Below are 25,344 nucleotides of genomic sequence, written 5' to 3'. Positions count from 1 at the left end.
GGCATTAGTGTAAGTTGCCGATTCCCTTCCGGAGAGCAATACAGTCACTACTTGCTCAGGTCCTTGCAGCTCTCGATATCGCTTTGCGTGCAGAAAAACTGCGTGCAGGAGATCACCATCTCGTAGTTATATGTGCTCCCTTCTTTCCAGTCGGACATGCATTTGTCGAGGACGCCCCTCTCCTTGCTCCCGTTAGAAAATTTGCCGGACAGCTTGTCGATCTTGTCCTTCGCCACCGCCCTCTGCTTCATGCAGCTTTCCTGCTCAGACGGTGTCTGATACCTTTCCCGGCACCACGATTTCACGTCGTCCACTGGGGCTTCTTCCTTGAGCTCCTCGTCAGCCTCTCCCGGAGGCAGCGCAGCGACCTCCTCCGCGTCAGCCGGTGGCGCGGCTTTGGATGTATTCGAGTTGTCGGCAGACACGGCGTCCGGCGGTGCAGACGTGCCGGCAGCCTTTTCTTCATCCGTTGCCTTAGATTGAGGTGTTTCAGATTCACTTGAGCTCGTTTCTTTCATGTCAGCATTCGTCTGTACGGCTTTGGCTTGCTCCATTATCTTCTGATTGAGTCTCTCGATGTCTTCTTTATCCGGTTTCTTGTCTTCATCCGTTTTCTCAATCCCCTCTTCGGTCTTCACTTCTTGAGGGGGTTCGGCGGTATCCTTCTCAGCTTGTGAGGGGTCGGCATGCGTCACCTCTTCGGTCTTCACTTCCTGAGGTGGTTCGGCAGTTGCCGCCTGTTCGGTTTTCACCGGATTGTTTTCCGACGGGGGAAGGGCCGGCTCGGCCGCAGGAGTTTCCTCGGTTTTCACCTGAATGTTCTCCGACAGTGCGGGAGCCGGCTCCGCAGCCGGGGGTTCCGGTGTCCCCTCTTTCACCGGCGTTTTTACCTCGGGTTCTTCGACCGTAGGCTCAGGTTCAGTTGCTTCCTCTACAGGCCGGACAACCGTGGGCGTCTCAACGACGGCGGTATCCGGCTCTAGTACTTCGGCTTCCGCTTCTTCCCGTGCTTCCATATCGGCCTGCACCTTTTCGGATATCTCGGCTAACACCTGCGCTTTAGTTTTCACTTCCGGGGTTGGAGTCAACGGTCCCGGGGCAGCGTCCGGTTCGCTTTCAGTGTCCACTTCATCGGGTGGAGAGTATTCCGCTGCCCCCCTGTCAGTAATATCGCTTTCCGTAATCTGTTCGGCCGCTTCATTCTTAACGACCGCCGGTCCGGCCGCCTTCACGTTCTCGATCTCCTCGTATGCCTTTCCCAGAGCGACGACGGATTTATTGATAGATACGCCACCCTGGCTGACGAGGCTCTCCTTCACTCCGAAATCCTCTTCGGTGCAGGCCTTGAAGTAAAGCTCGAGCCCCGCCGAGTAACCGTCGAGGGACTGAGTCGCATATTGGTGAACGGTTTCGAGCCTGGTCGGCGGAGTAAGAGAGCCGAGCTGCTTTGAGATGGAGCCGACTATGCCCCTGTAATCCGCGAACTGTGACGCGCACTCCTCGGGGGTGGCGGACTGCAGCTTAAGCAGGGAATCGCTCACGCCGGCCGCAGCCTGGGAGAACTCATACAGAAGCGGTGTAATGTTTTTAAGGTATATCTGCTCGGCGGCGCTGAACACCCCCTGAGCGAGTGATATCCCGGGAAGCCACTGTGCCGTTAAAAATAACACCAGGATGAAAAGAGAATAAACGGCTCCCCCTATCCTCTCACCCCTGCTAAAGGACGGTTTACGCATAACATACTCCCTAACGATCTAATTCCATCACCCTCGGTATCCGCACATCACCGCGGAGAGTAATATTATAAAAGAACCGCGCCCGCAACTCTAGTGAACCCCTGAGATTTTTTCACAGGAGCTCCCTGAGCGGGGGCGGGACGTCGTCCAGCCCTTGTCGAATGTGGACTCCGAAGGCGGAAAAGCGTGCGGTAATTCGCCAACTCATCAGTTTTTAGTAATAATATCAGTTTAATGAAAAGCTCAGAAGCGTTACTTCTCCGCAAGCGCCCTCACGGCGACGCCGATTACGTTCTAACGCTGTTTACGAGGGATTTCGGAAAGATAAACGCCTTCGCAAAGAACGCGAAATCGAGCCGAAAGCGTTTCGGCGGCAGGCTCGAGCCCTTCGTCCTTTTCCGCGCGAGGTTCAGGGAAAAGCCGGGTGATATGAGGTTCCTCGAGGACATCGAAACGGTAGAGGTATTCCGGCACATGATGGAAGACCTGGAGCTCTTCATGTGGGGGAGCTTCATGACCGAATCCGCGGAAATACTCCTCCCCAAAGAATCTCCGAACGAGGATATGTTCAACCTCTTGGCGGACACTCTGAGAGGGCTCGACAGCGGGAAGAGCGCCATGCCCCTCGTACTCGGGTTCCAGCTAGGGACGCTTACGCTCTCGGGTTACGGGCCGAGTATAGACCTATGCGCTGAATGCGGGAAAGAAGCGGGAAAAGGCGCGCGCTTCAGCGTAAAAAAAGGGGGCGCGCTGTGCGCTGAATGCGGGGGCGGTGCGGAAAACGGCGTCGCTTTCTCGGGTGCGTTCCTCAGGGACAGGGAGTCTATGGAAATCGAGCCCAGCAAGGTGCTCAAATACATAAAGCTGTTTTCGAAATTCACCGAATACCACACTGAAAAGAAACTGAATTCATCGAAATTCATAGAGGAGCTCAAGATATGATAAAGGTTCCCGGGTTCGCAGGAAGCGGCATATCGTGCGGAATAAAAAAGAGAGGGAAAAAGGACCTGGCCCTCATCTTCTCGGAAAAGCCTGCCAGGGCGGCGGGTCTGTTTACGACAAATATCGTGAAGGCTCCGCCCGTGCTCGTGGGAATGGAGCGGATAAAGAGCGGGCTATGCCAGGCGGTACTCATAAACAGCGGCGTTGCAAACGCGTTTACGGGAAAAGCCGGCTTGAAAGCCGCGCTCCTCACAACTGAGTGCGCGGCTGGCGAGCTCGGCATAGACGAGTCCCTCGTCATCCCTTCTTCGACCGGGGTTATAGGGGGCCCGCTCCCGGTCGACAAGATAAATAAAGCTATGCCCCGTCTCGTAGAGGAGCTGAGCGAGGAAGGACTGCCCGATGCGGCCCAGGCCATCATGACGACGGACGCCTTCCCGAAGCACGCGATCACGAAAGTCGGCATAGGAGGCAGGACGGGTACAGTGTGCGTCATAGGAAAGGGCGCTGGGATGATAATGCCCAACATGGCGACGATGCTCGCATACATACTCACGGACATAAACGTCGGGAAGAGGACGCTTGCGAAGGTGCTCAGGAGCGCGGTCGATAACTCGTTCAACAAGATAATCGTGGACGGTGATACGTCGACGAACGATACGGTACTGATGCTCGCAAACGGCAAGCTCGGTAACACCGCAATCGGGCTCACGGGGACCAACTACAGGAAGCTCGAGCAGGCAGTGACCGAGACGGCTTCCGAGGTCGCCGAGATGATCGTAAAGGACGGAGAAGGGGCGACGAAGACCGTCAGGATTATCGTCAAGGGAGCGAGGTCAGTGGCCGACGCCGAGAGCGTCGCGAGGACGATAGGCACGTCGTTACTCGTGAAGAGCGCGCTCTACGGAGAGGATCCGAACTGGGGGAGGATCGTAGCCGCGGCAGGCAGAGCAGGGGTGGATTTCAACCCCGACAGGCTCGACCTCTATATAGGGGATCATAAAATATTGAGGAACTCGAAGCAGGTGATGGACGAGGCCAAGGCGCTAGAGATAATGAAGACGCCCAGGTTCTCTATCACTCTCGACCTCAAGACCGGGAAGAGGGCTTCGTTCGTTATAACGAGCGACATCACTTATGACTATTTGAAAATAAACGCCCATTACAGGACGTAGATAGCTTTAAACATATAGAACGCCGGAGCGCTTCCAGCCGCGACACACAACAGATTCAAATTCCGGCATTTTAAAAATGAGCAAACAAAATCAGATTCTGAAATAAATTCAGAATGACAGACATAGAAGAAAAACCGGAAATCCAGCCTCACTTCCCCGCATCGACGCCGACGAGCTCGTCGAGCGACCTGACCCCTTCTCTCTCCATGTACTCGACAATCCCGCGGTTGATCTTCCCGGCTACTGCCGTTCCCTCCCCCCTTATCGCGGTCACGATCTGAAGCGCTCTTGCTCCGGCTCTTATTTTTTCTAAAGCAGTCGCGGCGTTCTTGATCCCGCCTACCCCGATTATCTCCAGCTTGTCGCCCGCCTGCCTGAAAATGTGAGCGACTTTTTCCGTGGTCATCCTTCTGTAATCCTCGTCGTCCCCGCTGAGCCCTCCCGGCTGGCTCCTCCACCTCTCTCCGTATTTTGCCTTCATCTCGGGCACGTCCGCAGTATTGGCGGCTATTATCCCCGTGATCGAATGCTCGACCGCGACCTCCAGTATGTCGTCCACTTCCTTAAAGCCGAGCTCGGGCGCGATCTTGACGAAGAGCGGCTTCCTCCCGCCCTTAGCTTCCATCGCGTCGTTCACGGCCTGTATTATATCTCGCTTCCTCCCCTTCTCGTGGAGCATCCTGAGGCCGGGCGTATTAGGGGAGCTTACGTTTATAGCAAAATAGTCGGCGTATCCGTAGAGCCTCTCCGCGACGACGGCGTGCGCTCTCGGGGAATCGTCGTGGGGGACATCCCTGTTCATGCCTATGCTTATGCCTACCCTCACGGGCGCGCCTTCGTATCTGGAGAGGTTCTTCGCCACTACGTCCATGCCCGGGCTGTTGAACCCGAGCCAGTTTACGGCGACGCCGGGCGAGAGCATGAACTGCCTTGGCTTCGGGTTCCCCGGCTGCCTGTACTCAAGCACCGAGCCCACCTCGACGCCCGCGAAGCCGAGCTGCCAGAGGCCCATGATAGCGCGCCCAGCTTTATCCCATCCCGCGCCGACAATGAGCGGGTTCTCGAATTCGACGCCACCAAGAGTTGAGCGTAGCCTCTTGTCCGTGAACCTCTCGCGCCCGTCCGCGAAAAGCCCGACGAGCCTCAGCGTAAGCGGCGTCATTTCCGCAAGATGTAATGATTCCCTCGCTATGTTGTGGAATGTTTCGGAATCGAGCCTGTCGAGTATAGGCCTTATTATCTCTTTATACATTGAACCTGAAGAGGAGTATGTCCCCGTCTTTCACCACGTATTCCTTCCCTTCCGACCTCATTTTCCCGGCCTCTTTCAGGGCTGCTTCGGAGCCGGCAGCGATGAAGTCATCGTATGCCGCTGTCTCGGCGCGTATGAACCCCCTCTCGAAGTCGGAGTGTATCACACCCGCGGCCTGAGGCGCCTTCGCCCCGGCCTTTACCGTCCAGGCCCTCACTTCCTTTGGCCCCTGCGTGAAATACGTGATCAATCCGAGTTTATCATAAGCGACCTTGGCGAGCCTGTCGAGGCCCGAGCTTTCGAGACCGAGCTCCTTCAAGAAAAGCTTCTTTTCTTCGTAGGGCAGCTCGGCTATCTCGGCTTCTATCTTGGCCGAGAGTACTATGACCTCGGAGCCTTCCTTCCCGGCGTACTCCCTGACCTTCCGCACCTCTTCGTTACCGGAGGCGTCGGGAATGTCCTCTTCGCCGACGTTGCACACGTAGAGGACCGGTATCCTCGTCAGGAGATACATCTCCCTCACTACATTTGCGGATTCCTCATCCAGTGGGAAGTTCCTGACCTTGTTCCCGTTCTCTATGAATTCCCTGAGACGCGTAACTATCTCGAGCGTCTCCTTTGTCTTTTTGTCCCCGCTCTTCGCCTGCGACTGGAGCCTTTCCTCGCGCCTCTCGATGGTCTCGAGGTCTTTCAGCACGAGCTCGTCCTCTATTATATGTATGTCCCTGAGAGCGTCTGTCGAGCCCTCGACGTGCATGACGTTGTCGTCCTCGAAACAGCGGACGGTATGGAGAATGAGGTCCACTTCCCTGATGCTCGCAAGGAAGGCGTTGCCCTTGCCCTTCCCTTCCGAAGCCCCTTTGACGAGCCCCGCTATGTCGACAACTTCGAGATAGCTGGGCGTTATCTTCTGGGGCTTCACGAGGCTTGCTATCTTGTATAGCCTCTCGTCCGAGACCGGTATTATCCCGACGTTGTCGTCTATAGTGGTGAAGGGGAAGTTCCCGACCTCGGCCCCGGCGTTCGTGAGCGCATTAAAAAGTGTGGACTTCCCGACGTTGGGAAGCCCTACTATTCCGCATTTTAGTCCCATGTTTTCAATTTATACCTTAATTTGTAGTTTTGTAGCAGCAAGGGTGAAACCGCTGATAAGCTACCTCAAAGGGTAGCGTAGTCAAGCAAATTCAGGCATTTAGACACAGTGTTCCGGCCTCGGGAACAGCCCGGCCGGGAGCAATGAGCACAAAGACTGTTACTGCCCTGACTCGGGGCAGGGGCTTTCATCGATGTTGAACCATATGCTCTTGTGGCCGCCGTCGCCGTTGCCTGTCTCGAAAAAGAGAATGTAATGGATTTCTTCATGCCTCAAAGCCCTGTTGAAGGTCTCCTGGTCGAGGCCGTCGAGTATGGCAATTTCATCTTCCGACTGACAGGCGATGAGGTTATCAGGAGGGATATTCCCGCACATGAGGTCTTTCCTGATGGTGATCTCGGGGACGACCGGAACGTCGGTCGCGTTCAGGTCCTCTATGTCCGGCCTCGACTTGCTCTCGGTCTCCATGCACTCCGCCTGCTCGTTCCATACCGCGACCTCTTCATCGGTGAGGGCCCTCCTCTCGACGACCTCTCCCTGTATCGGGTTTGTGCCCGAATCGCCTACTTCGATGCAGCCTGAAAGAATAAAGGGAATGCACAGCACCGCTAAAGGAATGTATTTCATATTCCCCACCTCTTCCCATCAATATATCCCAAACGCCGGTAATTGCCAAACCACGAGACAATCAGGATCGTCATCTAATATTTCGGACACCATTGACTGTGAAATGGAGCTAGCGCATAATCTCGGAAATAAGGGCGAGGCTTGCCGAATTCCCGGGGCGCAGAGGGGTCGGATACGTATCCGATTACCGTCAGAAAGGGTATGGAGTTCCGGGCCGTGTCCCTAATACGAGCAAAAGGAGATGTAGCATGATCGGGAGAATTCCAGCACGTTTATACCTTTTTTCGTTACTGTTGTTTCTTGCATTCGTCCTTGGAACCGGCGGATCGGCTTTATTCGCCGCAAAGGCTTACGCCGCCAGCGGAACCGCCAAGGGGACGCTCAAGATCAAAGACAAGACCGTGGATTTGAAATACGCGTACCTCGTCAAGGGTCCGGACATGTTCGATACGAGCAAAACCGTGAGCACCGTGATCCTCACCCCAACAGATATAGGCCAGAAAATTTCCGAATGCAAGACGGCCTCGTGCGCGACCGGGCTCACGGAAGGCATGACCGTCGGGAGAGAGGACTTCGGAGGAACGGTCAGGGTCGTTTACTGGGTCGTCACGAACGACGGGATGATGCAGTATTCCGGGAACGACGACCTGTCCGCGCTCGCGTTGACGGCGGACACCGCAGACAAAATGGCGGGAAAGCTGACTATAGACGATTCCGCTGCCGACGGTCCCAAGATAGACGTCGAGTTCGACGCACCTCTTGCGAAGGAATTCAAGGAATAAGAGGGGCGCCCGGACGAAATGGGCTGTGTAGCCCGGGAAACTTGTTCAAACAGCACTTTATGAACCGGAAAGTGCGTTGGGCTTCTACGTTCGATAAAGAAAATTAGGCTTAGAAGTCGCTTGATAATCATGTAATTTATTTTTAATGAATGCCCGGGGTCCCGGCAACCGGGGTCTGAGAATACAGGAGGTATAAAACAGAATGGACAGAATGACCCTTTCTCAAGTTAGGCATCTAGTCCCGCTCTTCGCGCTAATCATAATGGCGGTATGCCCTTACGACCCGTTCGGCGAGAGCGACGCGGAAGCCGTGGTCTACAATAATAAGGAAAAGATTTACCTCAAGGAGATCACCCCTATACTTTATGAGCTCTCGGAGGTCGGCAAATCGGTGAGTCAGAAAGCCGTGAGCCTCCAGAACTCGAGCTCTGACGTTTGCTCTTACGAGTTCGGCTACTACCAGGGCATAGTGGAAGGCCTCAGGGTGCGCCTGAACAGCATCCCCCCTCCCCCGAGGATGACAAGCGTGCAGTCGACTGCGCTGCTCGCGATCGGCGATTACATAAGCGGGCTCAGTCTCTATACCAGGGCCTGCACCGAGCCCGATTACAATATGAAAGCCAAGATGGGATACGACGGCAGGCAGAGGCTCATAGACGCCGACGCGAAGATAAGGCAGGTGAACAGGCTTATCATGAACCCGCAGGTACAGGCTCCTGCCGCGGCCGCGCCCGACAACAAGATCGCGCAGATGTGCGCTTCGACGTGGCCTGCCGACCAGAGGATGCAGGAATACTGCGTCAAGAACCAGACCGAGGCTCTTGCGAAGCTAAACCAGATGAACCGCATATATCCGGCGGGATCGAGAGAAAAGCAGACCATTCAGAACTGCAGCTCGCTCTGGAAGAAGGGGAACACATACGATTACCGCATGATCGTATTCTGCGTCGAGAACGTGCTGGGCAAGCAAGGAGCTCAATAGTCGGCAAGACCGTGAGCGCGGGGAGGTATGAATGCTCGAAATCATACCCTTCGATGAAGGGAATATAATCGGGTTCCGTTTGAGCGGGAAGATGGAGGACGACGAGTTCGACAAGCTCGTAGGCATGATGGAGGAGATGCTGAAGGAGCATAAGAAGCTCAGGGTCTATGCCGAGGTCGAGGCGTTCAAGGGCATGTCCGTGAACACCTTCATGAAGGACCTGCATTACAGCTTGAAGCACTGGCGTGACGTCGAGAGAGAAGCGGTCGTCTCCGAGAAGGGATGGATGAAGACCTGGGTCGACTTCGCATCCAAGCTTGTCCCCAACGTCGAGGTCAAATTCTTCCCCTTCGAGGAGAAGGAAGAGGCGAAGGCCTGGGTGCGGGGGTGAGTTTGTTTAACTAGTTATAGACTCTATTCATCTTTAACGCAGCACCTACTCTATTTTTTATTTCGATGAACAACTCAACACGCATCAGATTAATGAACCCCGGCGAGGAGGTCGAGGTTTCGAACCTCGTCGCAAGGTCGTTCAATGAATATATAGCCCCGGATTTTCCCGAGGAAGGCATAGAAGAGTTCTTCAGATACGCCAACCCGCGCGCGCTCAGAAAACGCTCTGACGGCAGCCACTTCGTCCTCGTAGCCGAGGCGGATGGCGCTATAGCAGGGATGATAGAGATAAGGGAGATGAGGCACGTTTCTATGCTATTCGTCGACAAGGCTTTCCACAGGAGGGGTATCGGGAAGGAGATATTCAATGCCGCGCTCGACAGGATCAAATCAGAGAGCCGCCCTCCCAAAAAAGTTACTGTCCACTCATCCCGCTACGCAGTGCCCTTCTACGATAGCCTCGGCTTCGTCCGGACGGGAGAGGAAAAAGTCATACACGGCGTGATACACATACCGATGGCGCTGACGCTCCGGGAAGGTAGACTATTACGCCATGAAAACGCCCGCCGATAAGAAATCCACTGTCAGAGAGATAAGAGAGAGGTTCGACGCGGACGTCGAGCGCTTCTCCAATCTCGAGACCGGGCAGAAGGCCGTTATAGACGCCCCTATCATGCTCGACCTCATATCCGAGCTTGCAGTCAGGATAAAACCCGACGCGCGGAACGTGCTCGATATCGGCTGCGGCGCAGGGAACAATACTATAGCTTTACTCAGGAGAAAGGGCGGCCTCGACTGCGATCTCGTAGATCTCAGCCTCCCGATGCTCGAGCGCGCGAGGGAGCGTCTTGCGAACGAGAGCGCCGGAGTTGTAAGAACCTTCCACGGGGATTTCAGGGAGCTCACCCTGCCCTCCGCGCACTATGATATAATCGTCGCCGCAGCCGTGCTCCATCACCTCCGGGACGACGCAGATTGGGAAAGCTGCTTCGGGAAGATATACGTTCTCCTCAAACCGGGCGGCGTGTTCCTCGTTAGCGACATGGTATTCAGCAAGAACGGAGAGATACAGCATGTTATGTGGGCGAGGTACCGTGAATACCTCGAATCGGTCGGCGGCCCCGGCTACAGCGGGAAGGTGTTCGATTACATCGACAAAGAAGACACGCCCCGGAGCCTCATGTATCAGATTGATTTGATGAAGCGGGTCGGGTTCAGACATACGGACGTGCTCCACAAGAACGCGTGCTTCGCGGCGTTTGTGGGGATTAAATGAGCAGTGAGTCACGGCGGACATTTGATATGCCGCAGTTGCTCTAAGCAACATATAACTACAAATCCACCCTACCCCTCCTTTACAAAGGAGGGAATTAAAACGTAAGATGTAGATTGGAACTCATGCTGATGCTGGATTTCCTTATCTGAGGAACGAATGCCTGAAAATTATCAGCTAAGCCGAAGGGAACTGATAAAGCTCGCGGGGATGGGGCTCCTCTCCGCAGTCGTCTCCGGCGCATGCGCTCCCAAAAAGGTAACCAGGCCTCCCGTAAAGCCATACCGGAACTTCCCGATGGTGAATGTCTCCAGCGACAGGGTAGTGAGGCAGGCAGTCGGCCTGAGACCCTTCCGCCCCTCTGGGTTCGTCGTGCGGTACGACAGGCTCGCGAACAAAGACTTAGTTCACAACTACGGGCACGGCGGAGGCGGGCTTACGCTCTCGTGGGGCACGGCGCACATCGCCGTGGAGAAGGCGCTACCGCTCGGACACAGGAGCTGCGCCGTGATCGGATGCGGGGCCGTGGGGCTTGCGACAGCCAGACTAATGCAGTTCAAGGGATACGACGTCACGATATACGCCAAAGATCTTCCGCCCAACACGACGTCGAACGTGGCGGCAGGTCAGTGGTCCCCGTTCACTGTATTCGACGAAAATAGAATCACAACCCGGTTCTATAACGAATTCATTCGCGCGTCGAGGCTTTCGTTCGGGTATTACAGGAAGCTGATCGGGAGCTACTACGGGGTGAGGGTCGTCGACAATTTCTATTTCGGGTACACGATCGCCGACCTCCCGGACGCCATACACGAGCTCCCCGAGATTTACGGCAAGCTCACGACGCTAGTCCCCGGCCAGTACCCGTTCGACGAGCCCACGTGCATAACGTTAAGGACGATGCTCATAGATTCACCGACCTATCTAAACGCGGTGATGAACGACTTCAGGAAGGACGGCGGGAAGATATTCGTCAGGAATTTCAGCGGAATCGGAGAGCTCCTTACGCTGAGGGAGCCTCTTATAATGAACTGCACGGGACTGGGCTCGTACTTCCTCTTCGGCGACCACGAGCTCGAGCCCGTAAAAGGGCAGCTCATCGTGCTCCTCCCTCAGCCCGAAGTGGATTACATCACGCTCGTACACGGAGCCGGCATATACATGATGCCGCGCTCGGACGGCATAATGCTCGGAGGGTCGAGAGATTACGGGAACTGGAGCCTTGCCCCCGACCCCGATGTTACGGAGCGCATATTCACGAGACAGTCGGAATTCTGGAAGGGACTACCCGCCGTTTAGTGTAAAATAGTAAGGTGAGCGACTTCACGCAGATACTACTCGGAACCATCGTCTCTCTCCTCCCCATAGTGAACCCGTTCTCGGTCGCCGTCACATTCATATCCCTGTCGAAGGACATGGACGACGGCAAACGCCGGAAACAGGCGCTCCTGGCCTCCGTTTACATGGCGGTCATACTGATCGTGTTCCTCGTCGCAGGCGTGCTGATAATGAAGTTCTTCGGCATCTCGCTTCCGGGAATACGCATAGCGGGCGGTATAATCATCATCTATATAGGGTTCAGGATGCTTAACCCCGAGCAAAGAGACCCGCAATTCCAGGGAGCCCGGGTAGAAACAGCAGACGAAGACATAGCGTTTACTCCCGTCGCAATGCCTATGCTCAGCGGGCCCGGGGCGATAGCGGTGACCGTCGGCATGGCAGCCAATGCGGGATCGAAGATGGAATATGCCGCGGAATCCCTCGGTATCCTAGTTGTAGCGACTATCACGTTTATCCTTTTAAGAATCGCGGGCGGCGTCAAAAGATTGCTGGGTAATTACGGAGTCACAATACTGACACGCATAATGGGATTCCTCCTCATCTGCATAGGCGTTCAGTTCGTTATGCTCGGCATTTTGGATTTCATACACGGCTAGAATTTCTCCCATCGTGCCCCGGAAGTGATCAAAGGACGCGGAAGCGGATGACCTTATGCACACTCTCAACATACGAAGGTATAAGCCCGAGGACGCCGAAGATATCGCCGCGCTATACAGTAAGTCGGTAAGAGAGATCGCGATAGGGATATACACTCCCGAAGAGGTCGAGGCGTGGGCGTCTTATGCGGACGAGATCGAGGAGTTGAGGCACAGGCTCACCGAAGGGCTCACGCTCGTCGCGGAATCGGGGAACAGACTCATTGCGTTCGGACAGCTCAAGCCGCTCGATCATATAGAATTTCTCTACACCGTAAAAGAATATTCCAGAATGGGGGTAGCGACCGATATCTATAAGCGCCTAGAACACTATGCAGCCACGAAAGGATCCGGATACCTTACCACGGACGCCAGCCGGGTATCGAAACCGCTCTTTGAAAGGCTCGGCTTCAGACTCGAGCGTCCGGTAGTCGAGAAAAGGAAAGGCGTGGAGATCGAGTGCTTCAAAATGAGGAAGGATCTGTTGGTCGATAGCCGGCCCGGATAAAGAAAAAACCTGTTGATTCCAGGCCCGGAACAATTATATAATCGACCTAGAGACGCTTAGGGAGGTCGTTATGAAAGATTCTTCCGGTCAGAACCTCGGGGCCATTCTTTTCCTCACGGCAATTGGTGTGTTTTTCGCCCTCTGGTTTTATCTGTGGTTCAGTTAAAAGATAGTGAATTTCGTATTCAGATTTCTGTTCGCTATATTTTTTCAGGTATCATTGAGCTAAGGTCGAGACTGGGTTAATTATTTGCATCCGCATAATTACGTCTATAATAGTGTTCTGTCTTAATATCTGACAATCGACACCGCACCTATGCGGGGAATATCGTATTCATTAGTGTTTGCAGTGGCATAGTTATTGCTGGTATTAAACGCTGAAGAGTTAACCAGACTGCAATGGCGAATACGACAGCTACGAGAGAGAACGCTTCCGGAGAAGTTTTACCATACTGCCGGTGCCTCCACTGCGGCGAAACCCTGGATTCGTCCAACACCATAGAATCAAACGGCAAGCTCTTCTGCTGCAACGGATGCAGAGCGGTGAATGAGCTCCTGGGCGCGCTCGGCCTGGACGATTACTACGGCATAAGGGAATCGCAGAACATATTAAGAACAACCCCCCCGGCAGACCCGGCAACAGGGGAGGACTACGGATACCTCGACGGCGAGAGCTTCGCCGAATTATACGTGAAGAAAGAGAACCCTCGTACGATGAACTTCTACGTGGAGGGGATAGAATGCGCCGCGTGCCTTTGGCTGATAGAGAAGATACCGGACTTCGTGCCGGAGATAGAATCCGTATCGCTCAACATGTCCGACAATACGGCGACCGTCAATTTCACGCCTGAAAAAAATTTCTCGTCATTTCCCGAGACGGTAAAGAAATTCGGTTACAGGGCGCACCCGCTCAAAACAGATGAAGACGCGAGCGGGCTCAAGAGAAGAGAGAACAGGAAATCTCTCATCAGGCTGTCGGTCGCGGCCGTATGCGCCGGGAACATCATGCTCCTCTCCGCGGCAATATACGCAGGCGCGCGGGGGGTATTCGAGGAGCAATTCACGCTTCTCAGTCTAGTACTGTCCCTCCCTGTGGTCACCTACTGCTCCCTCCCCTTCTACAGGAGCGTGCTCGGCTCAGTCAGAACCGGACGCGCGACCGTCGACATCCCGATCGTATTCGTAATATTCGCGGGTTTCTTCATAAGCGCGTACAACTACCTCAGCGGGAGCCGGGAGGTCTATTTCGATTCGATAAGCATGTTCGTTTTCCTGCTGCTGGCGAGCAGGTATTTCCTGAAGACGATCCAGGAGCGGCTAAATGACTGCGAGCCGCTGATAAAGAGTCTCTTTTCATCGAACCGCGTGCTCGTCAGGGACGAAGGCGCGAGGCAGTTCTTCTATCAGCCCGTGGAATCCCTCGGGGCCGGACAGAGAATCAAGCTCGTCCGGGGCGAACGCTTCCCGGCCGACGGCAGGCTGCTGTCACGGAAGGCCGAGGTCAATCTGTCAGTGCTAACGGGAGAGAATATCCCCCGCACCGTATCCAGAGGGGAGACCGTTTACGCGGGCTCGATACTCGATTCGGACGAGGCCGTCCTCGAGGTCACGGGGACCGGGAGCTCCACCAGGATCGGACGGATACTCGAAGAAGTGGAGAAAAACTACAGGAGCAAGATCGGACTTTCCACGTACAGCGACAGGTACGCGACCGTATTCACATTCGCCGTGGGCATTATTGCCGCAGTTTCCTTCTTCGCGGTCTCTTATTATTACGGCGCTTCGGAGGCACTCGAAAGGACGATCGCTTTCATACTCATTTCATGCCCATGCGCATTCGTATTCGTGCTGCCCCTGTCGTTCGGCATGTTCCTCAAATCCGCCTCCGACAAGGGGATACTGATAAAGGACGCGAAGATTTTCGACAAGCTGCCGCGCATAAGGAACATATTCTTCGACAAGACAGGGACTCTTACGAACGGAGTTTACAGGATCCTCAGCTGGGACACGGACTCTCTCCCGGAAGAGGACCGCGCCGCCGTGCTCGCGATCGAGCGTCGGTCGGAGCACCCGGTCGCAAGGGCTATAGTCACGCACCTATCGGGGGAAGACCTCGATATACCCGAAGTGAGCGGCTTCAGACACATATTCTCGAAGGGCGTCGAGGGACAGGCCGGGGGGCATCTCTATTCGCTTACAGCGGAGAGTGACTTATCCGGGCCTAACGAAGTCAACGAAATAATAGCGACGAGGATAGTCATACGGAAAGACGGGGAGCCCGTTTCCCAAATACTCCTCGGGGATTCACTCAAGGAAGATGCGAAGTTCGTAGTTGCCGAGCTTAAAAAAAGGGGCTACATCCTGTATATCCTGTCCGGGGATAAGGAAACTAATGTCGGGCAGGTCGCCCGCAAGCTCGGGATACCGCTCGAGAACGTATTCTCGGAAGAGACCCCGGAGCAGAAATCCCGGATCGTGAGCGAGCACGGCGGCTCAATGATGATAGGGGACGGGCTCAACGACGCGGGGGCGCTCTCTTCTTCCGATGTGGGAGTGGCTATACAGGGAAGCGTCGGGGAGAGCATGAAGGTCTCGGACGCCTATATACTCGAAAACGACCTGTTCACGATCCTGGACCTGATAGACCACGGCAGGGTTATACGTGAAACCGTAAGAAGGAACACCGCCTTCTCAATAACGTATAACGTAACCGCGGGGGCTTTCGCGCTCATGGGTTTTATAAACCCGCTTGCCGCTGCCGTGCTCATGCCGCTCAGCTCGGTGCTGCTCATATTCTCCTCGCTTTACGGCCAGAGCAAGACAAGGAGCAGGGAGGGGGCTTCGCGGGCATGAACATTATTTTCCTGACACTCGGAGTCTCGATTGCGATTGCGCTCGTATTCCTCGCGGCTTTTATCTGGGCTGCCGGTAAGGGGCAGTACGACGACCTCGAAACCCCCGGCCACAGGATGCTTCTCGACGATTATGAAACGAATAAAAAGAACAATCAAGCTAAGGAGGACACGGACAAATGAGTGATGTCAGAGCGGGAAGCGCCGCTATCACGGAAAATATTTATTACGACGACGACATCGTCAAGAAATTTATCTATGCGACGATATTCTGGGGAGCGGCGGCTTTCGTAGTCGGCCTGCTGGCGGCTCTCCAGCTCGCGTACTGGCCTGCCAACCTCGAGCTCCCATGGCTCACGTTCGGCAGGATCAGGCCGCTCCATACGAACGCCGCCATATTCGCATTCGGCGGCAATATTATTTTCGCCGGCGTATACCATTCGACGCAGCGTCTCCTCAAGACGAGGAACTTCTCGGATTTTCTATCCAACTTTCATTTCTGGGGATGGCAGCTGATCATTGTGGGCGCCCTCGTCACGCTCCCCCTCGGCTACTCCCACGGGAAGGAGTACGCTGAGCTCGAATGGCCGCTCGACGTCGCCATAGCAGTCGTCTGGGTGGTGTTCGCAGTCAATTTCTTCGGCACGATAGCGATAAGGCGAGTCCGTCACCTCTACGTGGCGATATGGTTTTACATCGCTACAATAGTGACGATCACGCTGCTGCATGTCGTGAACTCGATTGAGATACCGGTGGCGATGTTAAAGAGCTATCCGGTTTATGCAGGGGTGCAGGACGCACTCGTCCAGTGGTGGTATGGCCACAACGCCGTAGCGTTCTTTCTGACCACTCCGTTCCTGGGTCTCATGTACTACTATGTGCCCAAAGCGGCGAACAGGCCTATATACAGCTACAGGCTCTCTATAATCCATTTCTGGTCTCTGGTATTCATCTACATCTGGGCGGGCCCGCACCACCTCCTGAATACCGCCCTTCCCGACTGGGCGCAGACTCTCGGGATGATATTCAGCGTAATGCTCTGGGCGCCGAGCTGGGGCGGCATGATAAACGGATTACTCACGCTGAGGGGGGCGTGGACAAAGCTGCGCACGGACCCCATAATCAAGTTCCTCGCGGTGGCAGTCACATTTTACGGTATGTCCACCTTCGAGGGACCGCTGCTATCCATAAAATCCGTGAGCTCCCTCGCGCACTATACGGACTGGATCATAGGACACGTGCACGGCGGGACGCTCGGGTGGAACGGCTTCCTCACGTTCGGGATCATTTACTACATCGTTCCGAGGCTTTGGAATACGAACATGTACAGCCAGAGGCTCATGAACTGGCACTTCTGGATAGGCCTTCTCGGCATACTCCTCTACTATATCTCCATGTGGGCGAGCGGCATCACGCAGGGCCTCATGTGGAGGGCCATAGGCGAGAACGGCCAGCTCGTATATCCGGACTTCGTCGAGACGGTGATGAGGATAGCTCCGCTCTATTACGTGAGGTTCGCGGGCGGCGCCCTCTTTTTGGTAGGGTTCCTCATGCTTATTTACAACGTATGGATGACGATCGCGAATGCGCCCAAGGGCGTGAAAGCTATGGCCGTCGAGGTGCCCGCGCGCTCGGCTGACGTCACCGCGCTCGGCACGGGGCACAGGAAGCTCGAAGCCCTGTCCCTGATCTTCACTGTACTCTTGTTCATTTCGATCATCGTGGGATCTATAATCGAAATCATACCGACGCTCGCGATCTATAAATACCTTCCGCAGACGACAAAGACCGAGCCCTATACCCCGCTCGAGCTCGCAGGCAGGGACGTATACATAAAGGAAGGCTGCTACGTATGCCATTCCCAGATGATAAGGAAGCTCCCGTATGACGTGCTCAGGTTCGGAGCCAACTCCACGATCGAGGAATCCATGTACGACCATCCGTTCCAGTGGGGGTCCAAGAGGACGGGGCCTGACCTTGCGAGGGTCGGGGGTAAATATCCCGATATGTGGCACCTCCGCCACATGATCGACCCGCGGGAGATCACGCCCAGGTCCATTATGCCGGCATACCCGTGGCTCGCCTCGACGAAGATCGATTACCACATCCTGAGAAAGAAGCTTAGCGTCATGAAGATGCTCGGCGTGCCCTATAAGGACGAGGAGGTCGCTAACGCCGATATCGACGCCGAGAAACAGGCGGCCGCTGTTTACCAGGGTCTCCTCTCTCAGGACCCTTCGCTCGGATCGGTGAAGGACACGGAAGTCATAGCGATCATCGCATATCTCCAGAGTCTGGGCAAGAAGACGTCCCAGCAGGGGGTCGCATCATCAAACAGATAGCCCTATCCTACTTCACGGATATAGATATCATCATCATCGCGCTCATCATATTCCTTTCGGCTTTCGTAGTAATCGTCCTCTGGGCGTGGAAGAAGCCGAAAGCGGAGATAGAGGAGATGGAGCTCCTTCCCCTCGAGGATGAGAGATTCAGAACAAAGGAGGACAGCAATGACTGAGAAAGAAAAACTGATCCAGGACCACGAGTACGACGGGATAAGGGAGCTCAACAACCCGCTCCCCGGGTGGTGGCTCATGACTTTTTACATCACCGTGATATTCGCCGTCATTTATTTCGGGTATTACCAGATATTCGGAGGCCCTACGCTCGACGAGGAACTGGCCTCGGAGATGAGCACAATAAAAACGGAGCAGGAAAAGACCGAAGAGGCCGGAGAAGCCAAGACCGAGGAGCAATATCTGGCGCTCGTATCCGATCCCGAAGCCATCGCGAAGGGTAAAGCAGAATTCCTGACCAAGTGTATGCCGTGCCACGGGGACAAGGGACAGGGGATCATCGGCCCGAACCTCACGGACGATTACTGGATACACGGCGACGGGTCTATTCCTGCTATACTTAAAGTAATGAACGACGGAGTGCCGGACAAAGGCATGCCGCCCTGGAAAGGGGTCATACCTGCCGCCCTTCAGGAAGACGTGGCGGCTTATGTTTACAGCATACACGGCACTAACCCGCCCGGAGCGAAAGCGCCCCAGGGACAGATGATAGAGCATAAGAACTGATATAAAGTAAAAGATGAAAGTTCTCGACCAAAGACATCTCCCGGACGAGCGCCCGGCGACCATGGACGAAAAGGGGAAGAGGGTATTCATTTTCCCGGCGCAGGTTACGGGCTTCTGGCGGAACCTCAGGACCGTTACGGAGATACTCCTCGTCGTCTTTTTCCTCGTTCTCCCGTGGATAAAGATAGGCGGGCACCAGGCGCTCCTCCTCAATATCGGGGAGAGGAAATTCTCGATTTTCGGCCTCACGTTCTGGGCTCACGACGCGCCGCTGATTTTTTTCATACTGGCGTTCCTCACAATAGGGCTCGCGTTCGTGACCGCGGTATGGGGGAGGATATGGTGCGGATGGGCGTGCCCGCAGACGGTATTCATAGACGGCATATTCAGGAGGCTCGAATACCTCATCATCGGAAGCCACGTCCAGCAGCGTAACCTCGCACAGGCCCCGTGGGACGCCGTGAAATTCCTGAAGCTGGCTGTGCTCTGGACCCTGTTTATCATCGTAAGCCTCGTGATCGCCCATAGTTTCCTCGCTTATTTCGTGGGGGCGGACAGGCTCGTCGAGATGACACAGCATAACCCGGGCGAGAACTGGACGATCTTCATAATCATGGCCTTTCTCACGGCCGTTTTCCTCTTTGACTTCGGATGGTTCAGGGAGCAGTTCTGCATAATAGTATGCCCTTACGGCAGGTTCCAGTCGGTGCTTATGGATGACGACTCGCTCACAGTTTCTTACGACCCCGTGAGGGGCGAGCCCAGAAGGGGGAGCCTCAAGCCGGGAGAGACTGAAGGCGACTGTATCAACTGCTACAAGTGCGTCGCCGTCTGTCCGACGGGTATAGATATAAGGAACGGTCTCCAGCTCGAATGCATCGGGTGCACGGCATGTATTGACGCGTGCGACGAGGTCATGGAGAAGATAGAAAGACCGAAGGGGCTCATAAGATACGCTAGAGGGAGGGCTCTCAAGGGGCTCAAGGCCAGATGGTTCCGGCCGAGGGTCGCGATATACATCGTCCTCCTCATAGCTGTCGTGAGCGCACTCGCATTCTCCGTTCAGAAACGGGAGGAGATCGTGGTCACGATACTCCGCGGAAAGGACGCCCCGTTCCAGATCATAAAGGAAGAAGGCGAGGAAGACGAAGAAGACGAGGTAATAAACCACTTCAAGATGCACGTGAAGAACCAGACCTTCGATAGTGTGAGCCTCAGAATGGCGCTGCCTGAAGAATGGGACGAAAAGGACGTCGAGATTATTACCCCGAGCGACACGATCAACCTCGAGGGCGGTAAGGACGTGACCATCCACTTCTTCGTCAAGTTCCCCAAGGACATAACGGAGAAAAGCGGGACCCAGTCCATAAAGCTTGATTTCGTAGACCCGAAAAACAATGAGATTAAACTGGAGGAGGACCTCAAGCTTGTCGGACCTAAGTCAACTTAGCGAGGTTATAAGCCGCTGGTCGTACCTTTCGGTGCCGGTCGGGGTTTTCATAGCCAGCCTCGCCGGGAGCTCGCACTGCGCTGTCATGTGCGGCCCTCTGGCCGTTACCGTGCACAGCAGGCTCGGTTACCTGCCCCTCTACCACCTGGGGAGGCTCGCAAGCTACCTGTCGCTCGGGGTGTTGGCCGGACTGCTCGGAGAGAAGTTCCTCAGCAGCAACTACCCTTTTATTTCGAGGGTCTCGTTGATCCTGCTGTCGCTCTTTTTAATATACGCAGGTTACAATATAGCCAGAGGGAAACATCTCGAGCTGGTGCCTGGGAGGCTCGTCACGTCCCTGCTGACTGTGCCGGCGCGCTTCGCTCTCACACAGAAAAAACCGCTCGCGTCACTCACGCTCGGACTCGTGAACGGGTTTGTACCCTGCGGATGGGTTTATATATTCGTAATCGGCGCCGTAGCCGTGAAAAACCCTCTTTACGGCGGACTTATGCTCTTCATATTCTGGCTGGGCACGATACCCGCGCTGTCCTTTTTCCCGATCATATACAAGAAATCGATAAGCATCGCTCCAAGGAAGGTAGCGCTCATAGCCGGGATGATGCTGATATCCGCAGGGCTCGCCAACTTTGCAATACACATGATACCGTCCCGTGAAATCGACCGCGGGAGCTCCATATGCGCCGCGGGCGGCGGGGAATCCGGAAGCGGATACCCGGGCGAAAGCAAATAATCAGGACACGGAATCGACAGGCGTGCCGGTCGTGTGCAGAAACGGGGACCGGGAAGACATGCGGGCGGGGCTACGAAACCGTTACTCCACACCGTACTGCTTTAACTTCCTGTAAAGCGTGTCTCTCGAGATGCCGAGAATGTCGGCGGCCCTTGATTTGTTGCCCTTGCATTCCCTGAGCGCCTGTTCGAGAGCGAACTTTTCGAGCCTGTCGAGCGCCAGGAGCTGGTGTTCCGAACCCTTCGGCTGCTGCCAGAGCAGGTGCTCCTTGAGCTCCTTTTCCGTCACCGTGCTCTTCCCCGGAGGTATGACGGCTATGATACCCTCGATGAGGTTTTCGAGCTCCCTTATGTTCCCGGGGAAATGGTAGTTGTATAGCGAGCTGAAAGCCCCTTCGGAGAGCCCCTTCACCTTCTTCGAATATTTTTTATTGAACCTGTTGATGAAATGGTCGATAAGGAGAGGTATATCCCCCCTCCTCTCTCTCAAGGGCGGCAGTTCGATCACTATTACGGCGAGTCTGAAAAAGAGGTCTTCTCTGAGATAAGTCTTCTTGAGCTCTTCGATCGGATGATTGCTCGCAGATATTACTCTCACGTCGAGCGTTACTTCCTGTGTAAACCCTAAAGGTCTCACCTTGTATTCCTCAAGCACCCTCAAGAGCCTCACCTGCAGGTCTTTGGGCATTTCGCCTATCTCGTCGAGGAATATCGTCCCCTTCTCGGCAGCGACGAAGAGCCCCTCGTGATCCCTTACCGCTCCCGTGAACGCCCCTTTCCTGTAACCGAAAAGCTCCGACTCGAGAAGCTCCTTCGGTATAGCGCCGCAATTGACGCCGACGAAGGGTTTGCCCGCTCTCTCGCCGCGGAGGTGTATTGCCTTGGCGAGGAGCTCCTTTCCCGTGCCAGTCTCGCCCACTATGAATACGGGGGCGTTACTGTGCGCGGCGGCGGAAGCCCTCTCGAAAACAGTCTTCATAAGCTTCGAGCCGCTTATTATATTGTCGAAGCCGTACTTCTCCGAAAGAAGCACGTTCAGCGTGCTGACTTTATCCTCGAGCTCCTCCGCCTTCCTGATCATGTCAAGCTTGTTCAGCAGAACGTCCTTATCGAAAGGCTTCGTGATAAAATCCTTCGCGCCTCGCTTTATGGCCTCGACAGCCGTCTGCACGGTCCCCTGCCCGGTGACCATGATGATCGTTGTTTCGGGTATTATCTCCTGAAGTTTTTCGAGCAGAGTGAAACCGTCCATAAGCGGCATCACTAGATCGAGGAGCACGAGGCCGACTCTTCCGTCTTCTGCCGCCCGCTCAAGCGCCTCTTTTCCGGAAAACGCAGTAACTACATCATAGCTGTTACGGTGGAGCAGCTCTTTCACCGCCTCGACGTATTCCCTGTCATCATCAACAACCAGCACCTTGAATCTTTCAGCGCTCACGATGTCCGCTCCTCCGAAAATATCGGGAGTTTTATAGTAACGGTGGTCCCTTTCCCTTCCTTGCTCTTTATGGAAATCTCGCCGCCGTGGTCGCTTATGATACGTTTTGCAACGGAGAGGCCGAGACCCGTGCCCATCCCGGGGGGCTTCGTCGTAAAAAAGGGCTCGAATACGTATGGAATAATCTCTTTGGGTATGCCGGCGCCGGTATCGTTTATTGTTATAACCGCGTAACCCGGCACTATACCATCGGAAGCGGTTAGAGTGAGCGACCCGCCGCCGGGCATCGCGTCGACCGCGTTCATAATAGTATCCGTAAACACGAGGTGAAGCAGGTTTGTATCGGTGAGTATAAACAAACTATCCCTCGCATCCACGGTCACTTCTATAACTTTCTTTTTGAGAAGAGGCCTGATAAGATCGACCGATTCGATGAGGATGGACGACACGTCCTCAGCGCTCTTTTCGCTCCGCGGATCTCCTACGAACTTTAGGAGCCTTTGTATTACCTTCTGTCCGTAGAGAATCTGTCTCTCAACCGAGTCCAATTTCTCAAGTATGTCGCCGTATTCCGGCATAGTCGATATGTCTTCCTTGAGCATCTGGACCCTGAGCAGCATCGAAGCAAGCGGTGTACCCATGTGGTGGGCAAAGCCTTCGGCCATCCTGCCGACTATCTGGGACTTTTCGAGCTCAATTATTTTTTTTCTCATAGCCACCCTTGCGGAAATGTCCCTCACGGTCTCTATGTACTTCTCCCCACCCTGGTTCATGTAAACAAGGCTGATGCTCACAGGAACCCGCCTTCCGTCTTTCTTTATCATTTCCGTCTCGAAGTCGGCTACCTGAATACCTTCCTTCGCGTTTCTCAGCTTCGCCGAAAAGCTCTCTTTATGTTCGGGAGTTATAATTTCCCAAATGTTCTCGATCTCCCCATCTTCGCTCCCAGTAAAAAGCAGCAGCCCCGCCCTGTTTATGGATTCGATCCGCCCGTCACTGCCGAATAGCAGCACCGCGTCGGTCGTATTATCCATGATACCGCGCAGTCTCTCCTCGCCTTCATGCAACAGCCTTTCAGCTAATTTCCTTTCCGTGATATCGATCAGGGTACTGAGCACTACGAACCCTTTTTTCGTCTTCACAGGGTTAAGGCCTATCTCCACCGGAAACTGGGACCCGTCCTTCCTGCGGACGAAGAGGTCTCGTCCTCTACCCATCGGTCTTGCAATCGGCGACTCCATGAATGTATCTCTGTATACTGCATGAGGCCTGCGAAAACGTTCCGGAACGAGAGCCTCGATACTTTTTCCAAGAAGCTCGCCGTCCTCGTATCTAAGCATCCTGTTTACGAGGGAATTCACGAAAATAATTTTCCCGGTATCGTCCGTCATAACGATTCCGCAAGGTACGGACTCGACCATGAAGCTGTAATTGTTCCCGAATAATTCTTCCCCCTCGTCGTCATTCCGATCCTCATAGGATTTGACCTTCTCCCTGAGCTCTTCCAGTTCTGAAACAAGCTCTTTCTTCGTCTTTTTCAGATCCTTCATGCCGATAACTTCCGGGGTAAAATTTTTAAGTTTTCAATCTAGGATGAGAATATCATCTTATACGGAGAGTTACAACTGCAAGGTACCGAAGGATAATTCTATTTATTCCCGTAAATAAAGGTATAAAACTCGAACCTGCGCTCCCAGTTCTGCAGGTCGTAGGAGGCAATGACGAGATCCTTCTGCTCGTTCGTGGCCTCGTCCAAGACATAATAGTTGAGCACAGTCTCCGGCTCAAACCCGTAATGGCCGAGAATCTTCACGAAGCTGGTGTTGTCCGGAATATACCTCACGATTATTTTCTGGAACTGGTGTTTGAGCCCTTCATAGAGGAGCAGGTTGAACATCTGGGAACCGATACCCAGCCCCCTGTGCTCCGGATGGACTATCAGCTTCACCTCGGCGGCGTGGGGCCAGTAAAGCCCCTGGGCGTGGAGAGTGCCCTTTGCCACGACCTCGTTCCCACACAGAGTCACAAGCTCGACAACTTTTTCGTAATTGGGGTTCAGGAACCAGTTCTCGAGCGACTCCCACTTCGTAACGTCGTCTTTATAAATAAGGAGGTCGTCCCTGGGAATCGCCGAAAAGAACTTCTGTACGAGCTCGCAGTCCTCCTCAAGGAGCGGCCTGATAATAACACTGCTTTTATCTTTGAGCAAAAACTCATTTGGATACACTTTCATCTTTAATCACGATCCAAATCGTATTTCAACGACCATACCTACTCTGTCACGGGTGCCGGGCAGTATGCACTTGCAGTTTCAAGTCCGCTGCCCTGATTCGCATATTGCAGGATGCGGTAACGAGATCCTTCCATTCATTCGCGGCCTCGTACAGCACATAATTTTGTAGCACGGTTTCAGGCTCGAAATCATAATGACCGAGGATATTGATGAAGCTCAGGTTGTCCGTGAAATACCTCGATATCATTTTATGAAAACTGTAGCTAAGTCCCGCATGGAACAGGAGGTCGAACATCCGGGACCCGATCCCCAGACCCCTGCAATCCGGACGGACTATGAGCTTCAACTCAGCTGCATGCAAGCAGTATCGGTCCTGGGCATAGAGTGTGCCCTTCGCTAAAATCTCGTTATTCCTAAGAGTCACAAGCTCGACCACCCTTTCATGACTCAAGTGCACGAACCAGTTTTCGATCGGTTCCCATCTGACAACATCGTCCTTACAAATAAACAGGTCTTCTCTAGGGATCGCTGAAAAAAACTCCCGCATGGATATGTAATCCTCATCGAGAAGAGGCCTGATAACGACCTTCGTATCGTCTTTGAGCGATAATTCAATCGGATACACTTTCATCACTCCTAAAGAAGTAGCAAGGAACATACCAAGTGAAACATCGACTACAGCGGATGTGCAGGTGCGGTCTACGAATAACCGTTACTGATTGAAGAATATAACGAAACCACAGTAGAATTCAGTTTAACGTCAATACATTGAACGCATTAGCGAAGTGTAAAGGCCTGGAAACAGTCTCGCGAATTC

Annotated in this window: 24 protein-coding genes; 16 read left to right on the top strand and 8 right to left on the bottom strand. The window is 54.2% G+C overall.

The genetic code is table 11. The features are described from left to right. Positions 1–47: 47 nt before the first annotated feature. Positions 48–1,736, bottom strand: a complete 1,689-nt coding sequence (locus tag AB1598_01120) for a hypothetical protein (GenBank protein ID MEW6143597.1) — start codon at positions 1,734–1,736, stop codon at positions 48–50. Positions 1,737–1,970: 234 nt separating this feature from the next. Between AB1598_01120 and recO the strand changes: the two genes are divergently transcribed. Both recO and argJ read left to right on the top strand, forming a co-directional pair. Next, the gene (gene recO, locus AB1598_01115; protein ID MEW6143596.1) at positions 1,971–2,678 is read left to right on the top strand and encodes a DNA repair protein RecO; all 708 of its coding nucleotides are present in this window, start codon (positions 1,971–1,973) and stop codon (positions 2,676–2,678) included. After that, on the top strand, positions 2,675–3,853 hold the full coding sequence (argJ, locus tag AB1598_01110; protein MEW6143595.1) for a bifunctional glutamate N-acetyltransferase/amino-acid acetyltransferase ArgJ: 1,179 nt from the start codon (positions 2,675–2,677) through the stop codon (positions 3,851–3,853). Before recO ends, argJ begins: the two co-directional genes overlap by 4 nt. 148 nt (positions 3,854–4,001) lie before the next feature. On the opposite strand, the gene AB1598_01105 is transcribed toward argJ, so the two are convergent. The 3 genes from AB1598_01105 to AB1598_01095 all read right to left on the bottom strand — a co-directional run bounded on the left by AB1598_01105 (position 4,002) and on the right by AB1598_01095 (position 6,825). After that, on the bottom strand, positions 4,002–5,105 hold the full coding sequence (locus AB1598_01105; protein MEW6143594.1) for a quinone-dependent dihydroorotate dehydrogenase: 1,104 nt from the start codon (positions 5,103–5,105) through the stop codon (positions 4,002–4,004). Then, positions 5,098–6,198 carry a redox-regulated ATPase YchF gene (ychF, locus tag AB1598_01100; GenBank protein ID MEW6143593.1) on the bottom strand — a complete coding sequence of 367 codons (1,101 nt, stop codon included), beginning with the start codon at positions 6,196–6,198 and terminating at the stop codon, positions 5,098–5,100. Before ychF ends, AB1598_01105 begins: the two co-directional genes overlap by 8 nt. Before the next feature lie 159 nt (positions 6,199–6,357). After that, positions 6,358–6,825 carry a hypothetical protein gene (locus AB1598_01095; GenBank protein MEW6143592.1) on the bottom strand — a complete coding sequence of 156 codons (468 nt, stop codon included), beginning with the start codon at positions 6,823–6,825 and terminating at the stop codon, positions 6,358–6,360. 248 nt (positions 6,826–7,073) lie between these two features. Here AB1598_01095 and AB1598_01090 point away from each other — a divergent pair, with 248 nt between their 5' ends. The 14 genes from AB1598_01090 to AB1598_01025 all read left to right on the top strand — a co-directional run bounded on the left by AB1598_01090 (position 7,074) and on the right by AB1598_01025 (position 20,857). Continuing rightward, positions 7,074–7,607: a hypothetical protein gene (locus AB1598_01090; protein ID MEW6143591.1), complete on the top strand. Its 534-nt coding sequence runs from the start codon at positions 7,074–7,076 to the stop codon at positions 7,605–7,607. 202 nt (positions 7,608–7,809) lie between these two features. Continuing rightward, positions 7,810–8,589, top strand: a complete 780-nt coding sequence (locus tag AB1598_01085) for a hypothetical protein (GenBank protein MEW6143590.1) — start codon at positions 7,810–7,812, stop codon at positions 8,587–8,589. Between the two features lie 31 nt (positions 8,590–8,620). After that, entirely contained in the window at positions 8,621–8,980 is a 360-nt protein-coding gene (locus AB1598_01080; protein ID MEW6143589.1) for an STAS/SEC14 domain-containing protein, read from the top strand. 92 nt (positions 8,981–9,072) lie between these two features. After that, complete coding sequence (locus AB1598_01075; protein MEW6143588.1) at positions 9,073–9,555, top strand: GNAT family N-acetyltransferase; 483 nt, start codon at positions 9,073–9,075, stop codon at positions 9,553–9,555. Beyond that, positions 9,536–10,258, top strand: a complete 723-nt coding sequence (locus AB1598_01070; protein MEW6143587.1) for a class I SAM-dependent methyltransferase — start codon at positions 9,536–9,538, stop codon at positions 10,256–10,258. The genes AB1598_01075 and AB1598_01070 overlap by 20 nt, the downstream gene beginning before the upstream one ends. Before the next feature lie 156 nt (positions 10,259–10,414). Continuing rightward, on the top strand, positions 10,415–11,554 hold the full coding sequence (locus tag AB1598_01065) for an FAD-dependent oxidoreductase (protein ID MEW6143586.1): 1,140 nt from the start codon (positions 10,415–10,417) through the stop codon (positions 11,552–11,554). A gap of 14 nt (positions 11,555–11,568) precedes the next feature. After that, positions 11,569–12,192, top strand: a complete 624-nt coding sequence (locus tag AB1598_01060; GenBank protein MEW6143585.1) for a MarC family NAAT transporter — start codon at positions 11,569–11,571, stop codon at positions 12,190–12,192. A gap of 55 nt (positions 12,193–12,247) precedes the next feature. Then, positions 12,248–12,739 carry a GNAT family N-acetyltransferase gene (locus AB1598_01055; GenBank protein ID MEW6143584.1) on the top strand — a complete coding sequence of 164 codons (492 nt, stop codon included), beginning with the start codon at positions 12,248–12,250 and terminating at the stop codon, positions 12,737–12,739. A 399-nt stretch (positions 12,740–13,138) separates the two neighbouring features. Continuing rightward, a complete protein-coding gene (locus AB1598_01050) occupies positions 13,139–15,592 on the top strand; it encodes a heavy metal translocating P-type ATPase (GenBank protein ID MEW6143583.1) in 2,454 nt (817 codons plus the stop codon). Continuing rightward, a complete protein-coding gene (gene ccoS / locus AB1598_01045; protein ID MEW6143582.1) occupies positions 15,589–15,774 on the top strand; it encodes a cbb3-type cytochrome oxidase assembly protein CcoS in 186 nt (61 codons plus the stop codon). Before AB1598_01050 ends, ccoS begins: the two co-directional genes overlap by 4 nt. Further along, positions 15,771–17,933, top strand: coding sequence for a cytochrome-c oxidase, cbb3-type subunit I (gene ccoN, locus AB1598_01040; GenBank protein ID MEW6143581.1), 2,163 nt, complete (start codon positions 15,771–15,773; stop codon positions 17,931–17,933). The genes ccoS and ccoN overlap by 4 nt, the downstream gene beginning before the upstream one ends. Before the next feature lie 168 nt (positions 17,934–18,101). Next, a complete protein-coding gene (locus AB1598_01035) occupies positions 18,102–18,674 on the top strand; it encodes a cbb3-type cytochrome c oxidase N-terminal domain-containing protein (protein ID MEW6143580.1) in 573 nt (190 codons plus the stop codon). Positions 18,675–18,687: 13 nt separating this feature from the next. Beyond that, positions 18,688–20,124, top strand: a complete 1,437-nt coding sequence (ccoG, locus tag AB1598_01030; protein ID MEW6143579.1) for a cytochrome c oxidase accessory protein CcoG — start codon at positions 18,688–18,690, stop codon at positions 20,122–20,124. Then, entirely contained in the window at positions 20,102–20,857 is a 756-nt protein-coding gene (locus AB1598_01025; protein MEW6143578.1) for a sulfite exporter TauE/SafE family protein, read from the top strand. The genes ccoG and AB1598_01025 overlap by 23 nt, the downstream gene beginning before the upstream one ends. A gap of 81 nt (positions 20,858–20,938) precedes the next feature. Here AB1598_01025 and AB1598_01020 read toward each other — a convergent pair whose 3' ends face one another. From AB1598_01020 to AB1598_01005, 4 genes are all read right to left on the bottom strand, one after another. Beyond that, the gene (locus tag AB1598_01020; protein ID MEW6143577.1) at positions 20,939–22,294 is read right to left on the bottom strand and encodes a sigma-54 dependent transcriptional regulator; all 1,356 of its coding nucleotides are present in this window, start codon (positions 22,292–22,294) and stop codon (positions 20,939–20,941) included. After that, positions 22,291–23,844 (bottom strand): PAS domain S-box protein, encoded by a 1,554-nt coding sequence (locus AB1598_01015; GenBank protein ID MEW6143576.1) that lies wholly within the window; start codon positions 23,842–23,844, stop codon positions 22,291–22,293. The genes AB1598_01020 and AB1598_01015 overlap by 4 nt, the downstream gene beginning before the upstream one ends. 98 nt (positions 23,845–23,942) lie before the next feature. Further along, complete coding sequence (locus AB1598_01010) at positions 23,943–24,527, bottom strand: GNAT family N-acetyltransferase (GenBank protein ID MEW6143575.1); 585 nt, start codon at positions 24,525–24,527, stop codon at positions 23,943–23,945. Positions 24,528–24,573: 46 nt separating this feature from the next. Beyond that, positions 24,574–25,152 (bottom strand): GNAT family N-acetyltransferase, encoded by a 579-nt coding sequence (locus tag AB1598_01005; protein MEW6143574.1) that lies wholly within the window; start codon positions 25,150–25,152, stop codon positions 24,574–24,576. Between the last annotated feature and the right edge of the window lie 192 nt (positions 25,153–25,344).

Source organism: Thermodesulfobacteriota bacterium (genome assembly GCA_040754335.1).
In the GTDB taxonomy this organism is placed as follows: domain Bacteria; phylum Desulfobacterota_D; class UBA1144; order Nemesobacterales; family UBA2774; genus 2-12-FULL-53-21.
This window is presented reverse-complemented; position numbering and strand designations above follow the sequence as displayed.